Origin of the sequence: Fibrobacter sp. UBA7003 (assembly GCA_002449765.1) — a bacterium.
GTDB lineage: Bacteria > Fibrobacterota > Fibrobacteria > Fibrobacterales > Fibrobacteraceae > Fibrobacter.
On record DJXN01000004.1, the window covers coordinates 165,081 to 176,799 of the forward strand.

The following is an 11,719-nucleotide window of genomic DNA, read 5'->3' on the forward strand; positions in this document are numbered from 1 at the left end:
GGATGGAACATTTCGTCTCTTTTTTTGTGCACAAAATCTCATTTTTTCAACAATTTTTCAACAAAATGGCGAATTTCGCTCAAAAAAGGCATTCAAATTTCTTGTTCTTTGCAGAAAATTTTCTATATTTGAGGTTCCTAGGCCCTGCGCAATGACTATTTGCGGGCAACTCGCCAGGGCGAAAGCAGCAACGGACTTGTGAATTTTTATGTGCTCAGGTCGCCTAGGATTTCTTTTTTTTGCAACCCTCGGGTTGCACTTTTTTTAACTAAAGATCCCCGCCTGCGCGGGGATGACGAAGCAGCAATGATTCTCTGGACCGTTCGCCATACCAAGCCCTACAACCCGAATGACGTCTGCTACGGACGACTCGACTTTGACGTATCCCCCTCATTCAAAGACGAGGCAAAAAGCGCCATCGATGACTACCTGAAGGCCGGCCCGCACCCGACGCGGCTGATCAGCAGCCCGCTCCTGCGCTGTATGCGTCTTGCAGAAAAATTTTCACAAGCCACGGGACTTGCAATCGAGAGGGACGACCGGCTCATGGAGATTAACTTCGGCACCTGGGAAGGGCAGAAACTCACGGCGGTCCCCCGCACCGAGATGCACACCTGGAAAAGCGACTGGCGTGGGTTCAGGTTCCCGGACGGCGAAAGCTTCCACGACGTGGACAAACGCGTCGAGACGCTACTCGACACGCTCGACGACAACGGCGAATTCCTGTGGATAAGCCATGCGGGCGTAATCGCGGCCTTGCAGCACTTTGCCTGCGGACTGCCGGACGAGGTCTTCGTCGAAGGAATGTTCAGCTACGCGATGGTCTCGCGTTTCGAATTCGCGCGCAACAGCGAAGGGCACTTCCGCGGGAAATTCACGACCGTGCATGAAGGCATCAAGATGCCGCCGCTCAAGATGGGCGACTAACGCTAGAAGTCAAACGAGACCAGCGCCTGCGCGCCACCCGTAAAATTCGGGAGCAGTGCAAAGTGCATCGGGTTGTCGAAGTCGCTCAGCAAAGCATCGACAACCGCATCGCCGAGGGAATACAGGTAGATAAGCGCCAATCCCCAAATGTACTGGTTCCTGTTCTTGCGGTAATAGGTCACGCGTTCCTTCACGCGTTCCAGTTCCTCCTTGCTGGACTGCTCGCTTTCCAGGAAATGCTTGCGATCGAGGTAGTATTCCACCATGTTCTGCGAGGTGCGGATACTCGCCGCCGCCCCGATGAGTCCCATATAAAGTAAGCCCGCCTTGCCAAACTCGCCATTGTACATTTGTCCGAGTCCCGGAATAAGCCCAAGCAACAGCGCCGTCGTCATGCTGCGGAGTTCCACGCTCCTGTAGTTGTTATTGTACCAGATGCCGAAAGCGTCCATCATCCCATACAAGTGAAGGCCGAACAGCCAGGCATTCTCGGCGTAGCGCAGGTCCTCCTGCTCCATCTTCTTGTCGCTCTTCTCGCGCACGCGGTTTGCATACTCGTTCCGCTTGTTCTGGTAATAGGCCAGGCTGTCGCGGTTGTCCATTTCGCGTATAATCTTCGTATACATCGATACGGAATCGCGGAAGGGTTGCGCCTGTTCGAGCACGCGGTCCTTCTGCCAAGCCTTGTTGATATACACTTCGTAAAAGAGCAGCGCCTCGATACCCGTGATGAACCCGCCCCGAACGTAATGTTCCGTATAGTAATGCCCTCCGCCCGGCAAAATACTCAGGAGCATGGTAAGTCCAAGCGAATTGCGCTTCGTGGGAATATCCCACTCGTTCACGGGAAGCGTGTCTATGGATTCAATACCCGTCTTGCCCTTCACCAGCGGGTCACCCACAAAAGAGGACGAATCTGGCTGTACGGAATCCGCCGGAACCGTCTGCGCAGCCGATACGCCAGCAAAAACGAGGCTCGCAAGCAGGATTATGGCAGACAGGTATTTAAACATCGTAAAGAAATATAGTTAAATGCGAGAAACCGGGTGCGCAGGGCGACTCCGAAAAATATATTTTTCAAGAAAATTTCAGGTTTTATCTACAATGTCATTTTATGACACACAATTATTCTAAATTACGGAGTATGGAAATGAAGAACGAACAAGCCGTCACGGACGCAAACATCGAAGGCATGGAAATCGAGGCCAGCGCACTCGAAGCAAAAATTGCCGAACTGGTCCGCGCCATCAAGGTGACCCTCATCGAACGCGGCGAGATGATGGCAACAGCGGAATCGTGCACGGGCGGGCTTGTAGCGTCGAGCATCGTGAACGAGCCCGGTTCTTCAGAAGTCCTTGCAGGCGGAATCGTCGCCTACCAGAACGAGATCAAGGAAAAGCTCCTCGGAGTCCGCCACGAGACCCTCGAACAGTTCGGTGCCGTAAGCGAACAGACCGTCCAGGAAATGTCCAAAGGCGCACTCGAAAGGTTCGGCTGCCAGTGGGCTGTATCCACCTCGGGCATCGCGGGGCCGGGCGGGGCCGTCCCGGGCAAGCCCGTGGGCACCGTCTGGATGTCGATTTCCTGGAAAACAGGCAACAATTGTTTGCAAAATGAGGCTTTTTGTAAAATTTTCGACGGTGACAGGCACAAAGTGAGGCTCAAAACCGTTTTTATAGTGCTGGGCAAGCTACTTTTTTTGTTAAATAACCAAAAAAGCACTTGCACAAGTGAACACTAAATAATATATTTAGACAAGAAAAACAAAAAATGGAGTCCAATATGGCAAAGAAAAACACGACACCCACAAGCAACCTTTCCGCCGACAAGGCAAAGGCGGTCGAAGCCGCCATTGCGCAGATCGAAAAGAACTATGGTAAAGGTTCCATCATGGCTCTCGGACAGCAGCCCGTCGAAGAGATCCCCGTCATCCCGACCGGGTGCATCCAGCTCGACATGGCTCTCGGCGTGGGAGGCTTCCCCCGCGGCCGCATCATCGAAATCTACGGTCCCGAATCTTCCGGCAAGACGACGCTTACCCTGCACGCCATCGCCGAAGCCCAGAAACTCGGCGGAGTCGCAGCCTTCATCGATGCGGAACATGCCTTCGACGCGGTCTACGCCCGCAAGCTCGGTGTCGACATCGAATCCCTCCTCGTTTCCCAGCCAGACACTGGCGAACAGGCCCTTGACATCGCCGAAACGCTCGTCCGCTCCGGCGCCATCGACATCATCGTAATCGACTCCGTGGCCGCCCTCGTGCCACAGGCCGAAATCAACGGAGAAATGGGCGACAACCACGTGGGTCTGCAGGCTCGCCTCATGAGCCAGGCGCTCCGCAAGCTCACCGGCATCCTTTCGAAGTCCAACACCTGCATGCTCTTCATCAACCAGCTGCGCATGAAGATCGGCGTGATGTTCGGGAACCCCGAGACCACCACCGGCGGCAACGCCCTCAAGTTCTACGCCACCCAGCGTATCGACATCCGCCGTATCGCAGCCATCAAGGACGGCGAAGAGGTCATCGGCAACCGCACTCGCGTGAAGGTCGTCAAGAACAAGGTCGCGGCCCCGTTTACCCAGTGCGAATTCGACATCCTCTACGGTTGCGGAATCTCCCGCGAAGCCTCCATCCTTGACCTTGCATGCGAGCTCGACATCATCCAGAAGAGCGGAGCCTGGTTCAGCTACAACAACGAACGCATCGGCCAGGGCCGCGAGAACGCCCGCCTGTTCCTCAAGGACAATCCGGAACTCTGCTCCGAAATCGAGCAGAAGATCCGCGAGAGCATGAAGGACGTGGAACTCTTCAAGCTCGGCGAAAACGACGCGCTCGAAGCCGACGACGACGCCGAAATCAGCGCAGTCGAAGAAGGCTAGTCGATAGCCCCGAATTCTTCCTAAACCAAAAAACTCCGTTCCCTCCTTTAGCCATTGGGAGGGCCCGGAGTTTTCGTTTTTTTAAAGTTTTAATTTGGCAGCAAGCAAAAGCCGTCGCTTTTTTATATCTTTAGAATCATGAGATTCCTTATCGCGTTCGCACTGGCATTCGCCCTACTTCCGGCATCCTACGGCCAGGACCTTTGCGTCCACAAGCTTTTCGAACGCTCAATGATAGCCAATCTCGAAGGATGGTTCATCAACGTGCAGCACTCGCGCGCCCGTATCGACATCGAATGGAGACACCACGAGCAAGAGCAGGTCGACACGTTCTTCATCCACCTGCCCGACCGTCCCTCCTTCAAGTACATCACGACAAATGACCTACGCTATATCGAACAGGATTTTCCGAAACTGAAGCGCCAAATGGCGATGCACCACCTCCGCGACGAAATCGCAAACACGCCCATCAAATACGACGACCTGGAACTCCTTGCCCACGGGAACTTCCTGTGCAAGGATACAAGCGAACAGAAACCGAACATTCTCTCGACCGCATTCTCGAACATGTGGTGGAGCATCGCCCTCGACACGCTGCCGCAACCGAACTCGGTCACCATGCGCGGCGCCCGCAAAGAAAAGAGGGTCATCCAGATCAATTCATGGAAAAAATTTTCCGGGCTTGATCTTCCTGCACTTGCAACCGTGGAACACCCGAACTACAGGGGCAACATCTGGATCCGTTCCATCTACCCCATCGAAGACCTGGCAAAGGATCCCCTGCGCGAAAGCATATTGAATACGGACCGCGCCTACCGCACGTTCTTGTGGATCGGGAACGAGAAGTAACCCTGGTACTGCAGCTGTACGATAAACTGCTGGCTCAGGTCGCCATCGTAGAACGAGTCCTTCAGCCTTTTCCAGAAACCCAGTTCAAGGGTGGCGCTATGCAATCCGTCTTTCCAGGAAAGGTGCGGGCCAAGTTTCACCATCATGTAGCGAAGGGATTCCTTCTCCACCACATCGCCATTGCGCAACAGACCTGTACTAAACACGGACGTTTCGACAAGGGCAGCCACGTGTTCGCTTACCGGGATGCGGCCGAAGAATTCGAAATCCAGAACGAAGTCTCGGCTGAACACCGGCATGTTGAGCCTATAGTCATAGCTTTTTCCCTTGAAATCCGTGCTGATATCCGACAGGATATAGTGCATGTTCAAGCCTATGAGCGCCGATTTCGGGAAAAAATACTCGATTTTGACAGCGATGTCGAAAAGCTGGGCGTAGTTAAAGCCGTCGTCTTCCCCGCTCCAGACGTTATCGACGATGTAGTCCGCATTCCACGTTTCGGCGATGCGACCTTCACCGATGACATCGGAGGTCACCATTTCAAGATTGCTTCTCAGGTAGAAAAAACTCAAGTAGGTGGCCATGACCTCGACCTGCGGATTGGTCTTGAACGGCCGGAGCCCCAGCCCTGCCTGGTATCCCGCATAGAAAGGCGAAATTTCCAGGGCGCCTTCCATCTTCAGGAACGTGGGCGTCTTTCCCATTTTGTCGCCATAATTGAGTTCACCGACCGGTTCCAGCCATGTGTAATGGACATCCGCAAGCAGCTGCGGCAACCACTGTCCCCATACAAAAGGGGTATTCCCCATGATACTCCAGGAGAGGTTCGGCCCATAGCGAAAGCCATACTGGGCACTCTGGTCAAAACCGTCGCCCATGGACAGGACGAACGCGAAGACCACCGTAAGCAGCGAAATACGTATTTGACGACCAAAAAGTCCCATTTCATTGTAAAATCTAAAAAATATTCGTCCATTTGCGCAAGAAATTCTTATTTTGTAGGCACAAAACATATAGGAGACCCTATGAAAATTTCTCATCTGTGCGTGCTTGCCCTGAGCGGACTGCTCTTTTGGGGTTGCGCAAACAAAGCTTCCTCCCCTATTCTTATCGAACGTGGTGTAGGCCAAAACGAATACGAACGCGAGTACTTCGTCACGAAGGAAAGCATGGGCATCGACAAGCGCCTCAAGGACGTGTTCAAGCAGGGTTACATCGAAGAAGGCATGACCAACGACATGGTGAACCTGCTCTGGGGCCCTCCCGACCACGAAATGGAAACGGACACCAGCAGCGTGTGGGAATACTACACACCTGAAGGCAAGCTCATCACGCGCCTCATCTGGAAGCACCCCGACCAGGCACGTTTGAAGGGCTACGAGAACGAATGGATCCTCGAAAAGATCGAAGGCGACCGCTATGGCGGCTCCCCGGCCCCGACTTCCAGCCGTTCCAGCAACTACAACTAGCCCATTTTACGGCCAAAGTTTTAAAAGTCGCCTTTCAAAGGGCGGCTTTTTTTACTAAATTTACGCCCGTTAAATTTTAAACCTCTCAAGGAGTTAATTATGCGTCAGTATATCATTGCTGGTAACTGGAAGATGAACAAGACCGTTAGCGAATCCATTCAGCTCGCTAAGGATATCGTGGAAGCCGTCAAGGACGTGAAGAAGACCGAAGTGGTCATCGCCCCGACTTACCTCGCCGCCGCCAAGGTCGCCGACGTCATCAAGGGTACCAACGTGAAGCTCGCCATCCAGGACATCCACTGGAAGGACCAGGGCGCATTCACCGGTAAGGTCTCCGTTGACATGGTCAAGGAAATCGGCGCCGAATACATCATCATCGGCCACTCCGAACAGCGCCAGTACTTCCACGAAACGGAAGAAACCGTGAACCTCAAGGTCAAGAAGACCCTCGAAGCCGGCCTGAAGCCGATCATTTGCATTGGCGAAACCCTCGACCAGCGCAACGGCGGCATCCTCAAGGAAGTCCTCGGTCTCCAGATTAAGGGCGCCTTCAAGGACGTTTCTGCCGAAGACGCCGCCAAGTGCGTTCTCGCTTACGAACCGGTTTGGGCAATCGGTACTGGCGTTACCGCTACCGACGAACAGGCTCAGGACACTCAGGCCTACGCCCGCTCCGTTGTTAAGGAAATCTACGGCGAAGCCGTTGCCGAAGGCATGCGCATCCAGTACGGTGGCTCCATGAAGGGTGCCAACGCTGCCGGCCTCCTCGCCCAGAAGGACATCGACGGCGGTCTTATCGGTGGTGCAGGCCTCAAGGCTAACACCTTCAAGGAAATCATCGACGCTGCCGAAGCTCGCTAATTAAAACTTTAAATTCAAGGTAAAACGACTATGACAACACTCTTTTGGATTGGTATCGTCCTGCACGTGTTCCTGTGCCTCTTCCTCATGTTGCTCGTTCTGGTTCAGAACGACAAGATGGGCGGTCTCGCAGGCCTCGGCGGCATGACTTCCCAGTCTGCATTCTCTACCGCAGGTGCCGCGACCTTCATCCAGAAGTTGACCCGCGTCGTGGCCGTGATCTTCTTTATCGTCGTCTTCCTCCTCGGCCTCATCACGGCCAAGCAGGACCAGACGGTGGAAGAATCTGCCATGCAGAAGGCGACTCGTGAAAACGCCGCCCAGCAGCAGGCTCCGGCTCCGGCCCTCCCGGGAGACTTCGCCGCTCCGGCAGCACCGGCAGCTGAAGTTGCTCCTGCAGCTGAAGCCCCCGCTGCTCCGGCTACCGAAGCTCCTGCTGCGCAATAAGGATTTTGTTGACGCAGGCGGTTTTGGCCGCCGCGTCGGCTATCCTGCGGTCGTGGTGGAATTGGTAGACACGCTAGCTTGAGGTGCTAGTGGGAGCGATCCCATGACAGTTCAAGTCTGTCCGACCGCATTACGAAGTCCGCTCTCGCGAAAAGCGAGGGCGATTTTTTTAGAAGGAGAAAAATTGTAGTTTTGTTCACAATGATTCGTTCCATTGCAACATTCATACTTCTCATTATCGGCATTTCAATCGCAGCCCCGAAAAACCGCGACATCGAAGGCATGCTCGACCGTATCGGAAGGCAGCCACAAATGCTAGACGCACGCAACAACTTGATGCAGGCCTTGATACAAAACAATATCCAGGCAGTAGATTCACTAATAGAGGTTTTGTCCAAAGAAGCATTAGAGTCTTACGCCCTAGACCGTTACGAACTCCTGCAAATCAACTTGCTATTGGAGCGCTACGACAAGGCTCTTGATATTTGGTTTGACGAATACGCCAATGCAGGGAACCTAGAACGTTATTCCTTTGCAAGAACTGACACATTACAGAAATACCTCACTTCCCTTATGGACTTGACTGACAGCAATAACGTCAAGAGAGAATCGGAAAAAATCAAGACAAGAATAGAATCCCAAGAAAAGAAAGACCTACATTCTTTACTGGCCACATTATCGAAAGCTCTTACCTTTTACAATAGATTTTACCCTGATATAGATAGATGCGATGATTCCCTGCTTTACGTTCGAGTAGGCGCAAAATTTCATTCAGGTAATTACGAGGACAACGTTAATTGGGATTGGGAAGCAGCCATGGCGAACGCACTAAAAGTCCTATCGGATTTCAGCACAAAATATCCAAGCCCCCGAACTGTCCAGTTTTCCGATTATTTAATAAAATATTTTAAAGAATCCGCAGTTACTTTTCAAGTGGTAAAAGACCCTGTACTAAGCAGGCGATACACAGGATGCTTCGGTATAGAAGCGTTCTTAAACATTTCAAATAGGCCGGAAATAATATTTGGCCTTCCACTTCAAATATGGCGAATCATCTTCATCCCCGCTTTTCAATTCTCTGAAGATTACTCCGGACCAAGCGCGACTGCCGGATTTGTCGTTTTTGATTCTCGCCACGTAAAAGTTTTTCCCCTCGTAAACATGAGCGTAGGACTTGGTTTCGGTGGAGAAATCGACTATAGATTTTACATCAGTAACGAGTCTTATGGGTTATTCGGTGTATGGTCATTTAACTTCAGATATATCGGAGGATGGTACGAGACCGAGACTAAAAACTCCATAGAAAGTCAATTCCAAAACAGATTTATGTTGGGGGTCAGTGGCTACTTGTGGTAACAGGTTGCTAAATTTTCCGCATCGATAAGGCGGACCAATCTGCACGTCGCAGAATGGTACCACGCAAAAAGGTTTGATATGAGCAGCAATCTTGTAGCACCAGTCGGCGTTCTCGGTTTTGGCGTCGAAGGCCAGAGCACTTTCAATTACCTTGTACGTAACGGCGTTAAAGAAATCGTCGTGATGGACAAGAACCCGGTGAAGTTGCCGGACACACCCGCAGACGTAAACGTGAAGGTTTTCAGTGGCGAAGGCTACCTGGACGGACTCAAGGACTGCGTAACCGTCGTACGCTCGGCAGGCGTGTACCCGATGAGTCAGGACCTGTTCAAGTTCCAGATGAACGGCGGAATCATGACGAGCCAGATTCAGCTGTTTTTAGAACAAACTAAACCCAAGAAGGTCGTAGGCGTCACGGGAACCTTGGGCAAGGGTTCTACCGTGAGCATGATTAGCCACATCTTAACCAAGTGCGGCGTAGAGAACGAAATTGGCGGAAACTTCGGCGTGCCCGCACTTGACCTGCTCGAGACAGAGACGCCCGACCGCATCAGCATTCTAGAACTTTCCAGTTTCCAGCTGATGACGCTTTCGCTTTCGCCCGACGTGGGCGTTGTGCTGCGCGTTTCGACCGAGCACCTGGACTGGCACAAGAGCGTCGAGGAATACCGGGACGCGAAGGCCAACCTGGTGCGTTGGCAGAAGCGTTCCGGGACATGCGTGTACCTGAAGGACGCCGAGCCGACCGCGAAAATTGCAAGCGAAAGCCCCGCCGGAACAAAGTATGCCGTATGCCACGCTAACGAAGACGGTTTCGGCGACGGAGACGCCGTCATCGACGGCGCCACCCTCGCCATCGACGGCGAGAAACTTTACCTTTCGGACTGCAAGGTCCGCGGCATTTACCAGCTCGAAAACATGGCGGCGGCGACCCTCGCTTGCAAAGCTTTGGGAATCAAGGTACCCGATGCCTTCGAAGCCTTGAAGAGCTACGAGACTCTCCCCTTCCGCATGGAATTCAAGGGCGAAAAGAACGGGATTGAATTTTTCAACGACAGTTACGCCACCCGCCCAGACGCGACGATCGCCGCGACTGCCAGTATGACGCGCCCCTTCGCGCTTATCCTCGGCGGTTCCGAGAAGAACGCCGACTTTACCGAGCTCTCGAACATCCTCGTGAAGGAGCGCCCGAACCTCAAGCGTATCGCCCTCATCGGCGCCACCGCCGAACGCATGCTTGATTCCCTGAAGCAGGCCGGGCTCGATTCCGCGGGTATCACGGCAAAAATCTTCCCCACCCTCGAGGAAGCCTTCGCCGACAGCCTAGCCATAGGCAAGGGCGGGACCGTCATCATGAGCCCCGCCTGCGCAAGCTTTGGCCTGTTCAAGAACTACAAGGTGCGCGGGCAGGTATTCGACAAGCTGGTCGCGGGCGTTTAATTTTTGATTTTTTTCAAAAATTTTCACCCCTACCCCTTTACAAACGGCACAAATCAATCTAAATTTGTTGCCGTTCCGCTAAGGACCACGCGGTCGTGGTGGAATTGGTAGACACGCTAGCTTGAGGTGCTAGTGGGAGCGATCCCATGACAGTTCAAGTCTGTCCGACCGCAGAAGAAACCCGGCTTTTCAGCCGGGTTTTCTTTTTGCTTTTAATTTCTATCTTTAGCACCAAGATAAACAACTTATATTTATTTCATGAACCGTTTCGAGCTCCTAAAGACCTCCAAGAAGTCAAAAGCCCGCCTCGGCGTGGTCCACACCGACCACGGCGACGTGACGACCCCCATCTTTATGCCCGTGGGCACCGAGGCGACCGTCAAGGCGGTCACGCCCGCCCAGCTCAAGGACATCAAGGCGGAAATCATCCTCGCGAACACCTACCACCTGTACCTGCGCCCCACCACGCCCCGCATCGCGAAGGCGGGCGGCATCCACAAGTTCATGGCTTGGGATGGCCCGGTGCTCACGGACAGCGGCGGATTCCAGGTATGGAGCCTGAAGGATTTGCGCAAGATTACACCGGAAGGCGTCGAGTTCAGGAGCATACTTGACGGTTCAAAACACTTCTTTAGCCCCGCAAGCGTCATGAACGCCCAGCGCGAAATAGGCGCAGACATCATCATGGCACTCGACGAGTGCACGCCCTTCCCGAGCACCGCCAAGGAAGCCGAACATAGCCTCAAGTTTACACTCAAGTGGACCGCAGAAGCCATGCAATGGCTCAAGGAGCACCCGCCTATCCACGGATACGACCAGCAGTTCTTCGGGATTATCCAGGGCGGCATGCACAAGAACTTGCGCAAGCAGGCGATTGAACGCATTGCGGAACTCGGGCCCGACGGATTTGCGATGGGAGGCCTCTCTGTAGGCGAACCCACCGAGACGATGTACGAGATTGCGGACTTTTGTACCGACATTCTGCCGCAGGACCACGCCCGCTACGTGATGGGCGTGGGAACGCCGTGGAACCTGCTGGAGCTCATCGAGCGCGGCGTGGACATGTGCGACTGCGTGATGCCTACCCGCAACGCGCGCAACGGCATGCTGTTCACCAGCGAGGGCGTATTGCGCTACAAGGCGGCGCGCCATGCCGAGGAATTCGACAAGCCGGTGGACCCGAACTGCGACTGCTACTGCTGCCGTAATTTTAGCCGCGCGTACCTGCGCCACCTGCACCATGCCGGAGAATCGCTGGGGTTCACGCTCGCAAGCATCCACAACCTGCATTTTTACCTGCACCTGATGCGCGAAGCCAAGCAGCACATCGCCGACGACACCTTCGAGGAGTGGAAGAAAGAGCAGTGCGAAATCCTCCAGCGCGACCTGCAATGAGACTAGGGAGGGGCTCGTATGACGGCCCCTCACGGCGCAACAAACAAAAGCACCCGGCTCTTTCGAACCGAGTGCTTTTTGTTAGGAGGAGAATC

Annotated in this window: 12 protein-coding genes, 2 tRNA genes and 1 other RNA gene; 13 read left to right on the forward strand and 2 right to left on the reverse strand. The window is 53.6% G+C overall.

The features are described 5' to 3' along the window. The first annotated feature begins 135 nt into the window (after positions 1-135). Positions 136-232, forward strand: an RNA gene (gene ffs / locus B2952_RS03180) — signal recognition particle sRNA small type. A gap of 74 nt (positions 233-306) precedes the next feature. Continuing rightward, the gene (locus B2952_RS03185) at positions 307-927 is read left to right on the forward strand and encodes a histidine phosphatase family protein (protein WP_173382401.1); all 621 of its coding nucleotides are present in this window, start codon (positions 307-309) and stop codon (positions 925-927) included. A gap of 2 nt (positions 928-929) precedes the next feature. On the opposite strand, the gene B2952_RS03190 is transcribed toward B2952_RS03185, so the two are convergent. Next, positions 930-1,940 carry a DUF5683 domain-containing protein gene (locus B2952_RS03190; RefSeq protein ID WP_173382400.1) on the reverse strand — a complete coding sequence of 337 codons (1,011 nt, stop codon included), beginning with the start codon at positions 1,938-1,940 and terminating at the stop codon, positions 930-932. 137 nt (positions 1,941-2,077) lie between these two features. Between B2952_RS03190 and B2952_RS03195 the strand changes: the two genes are divergently transcribed. The 3 genes from B2952_RS03195 to B2952_RS03205 all read left to right on the forward strand — a co-directional run bounded on the left by B2952_RS03195 (position 2,078) and on the right by B2952_RS03205 (position 4,656). Then, positions 2,078-2,668, forward strand: coding sequence for a CinA family protein (locus B2952_RS03195; protein WP_290723800.1), 591 nt, complete (start codon positions 2,078-2,080; stop codon positions 2,666-2,668). A gap of 41 nt (positions 2,669-2,709) precedes the next feature. Next, a complete protein-coding gene (recA, locus tag B2952_RS03200; RefSeq protein ID WP_173365248.1) occupies positions 2,710-3,807 on the forward strand; it encodes a recombinase RecA in 1,098 nt (365 codons plus the stop codon). Positions 3,808-3,945: 138 nt separating this feature from the next. Further along, positions 3,946-4,656, forward strand: coding sequence for a hypothetical protein (locus B2952_RS03205; RefSeq protein ID WP_173382397.1), 711 nt, complete (start codon positions 3,946-3,948; stop codon positions 4,654-4,656). Here B2952_RS03205 and B2952_RS03210 read toward each other — a convergent pair. Beyond that, the gene (locus B2952_RS03210) at positions 4,620-5,600 is read right to left on the reverse strand and encodes a hypothetical protein (RefSeq protein WP_173382396.1); all 981 of its coding nucleotides are present in this window, start codon (positions 5,598-5,600) and stop codon (positions 4,620-4,622) included. The genes B2952_RS03205 and B2952_RS03210 overlap by 37 nt on opposite strands. Before the next feature lie 81 nt (positions 5,601-5,681). Between B2952_RS03210 and B2952_RS03215 the strand changes: the two genes are divergently transcribed. The 8 genes from B2952_RS03215 (at position 5,682) to tgt (ending at position 11,624) form a co-directional block, all read left to right on the forward strand. Further along, a complete protein-coding gene (locus B2952_RS03215; RefSeq protein ID WP_173382395.1) occupies positions 5,682-6,125 on the forward strand; it encodes a hypothetical protein in 444 nt (147 codons plus the stop codon). Between the two features lie 99 nt (positions 6,126-6,224). Next, positions 6,225-6,986, forward strand: a complete 762-nt coding sequence (gene tpiA / locus B2952_RS03220) for a triose-phosphate isomerase (RefSeq protein WP_088658315.1) — start codon at positions 6,225-6,227, stop codon at positions 6,984-6,986. A 30-nt stretch (positions 6,987-7,016) separates the two neighbouring features. Further along, positions 7,017-7,433 (forward strand): preprotein translocase subunit SecG, encoded by a 417-nt coding sequence (secG, locus tag B2952_RS03225; RefSeq protein WP_173382953.1) that lies wholly within the window; start codon positions 7,017-7,019, stop codon positions 7,431-7,433. Positions 7,434-7,479: 46 nt separating this feature from the next. Next, positions 7,480-7,563: transfer RNA gene (locus B2952_RS03230), tRNA-Leu, on the forward strand. Positions 7,564-7,634: 71 nt separating this feature from the next. Beyond that, positions 7,635-8,789 (forward strand): hypothetical protein, encoded by a 1,155-nt coding sequence (locus B2952_RS03235; RefSeq protein ID WP_173382954.1) that lies wholly within the window; start codon positions 7,635-7,637, stop codon positions 8,787-8,789. Between the two features lie 78 nt (positions 8,790-8,867). Continuing rightward, positions 8,868-10,229 (forward strand): UDP-N-acetylmuramoyl-L-alanine--D-glutamate ligase, encoded by a 1,362-nt coding sequence (murD, locus tag B2952_RS03240; RefSeq protein ID WP_290733807.1) that lies wholly within the window; start codon positions 8,868-8,870, stop codon positions 10,227-10,229. An 89-nt stretch (positions 10,230-10,318) separates the two neighbouring features. Next, positions 10,319-10,402: transfer RNA gene (locus B2952_RS03245), tRNA-Leu, on the forward strand. A gap of 85 nt (positions 10,403-10,487) precedes the next feature. Then, complete coding sequence (gene tgt, locus B2952_RS03250; RefSeq protein WP_290733805.1) at positions 10,488-11,624, forward strand: tRNA guanosine(34) transglycosylase Tgt; 1,137 nt, start codon at positions 10,488-10,490, stop codon at positions 11,622-11,624. Positions 11,625-11,719 lie beyond the last annotated feature (95 nt).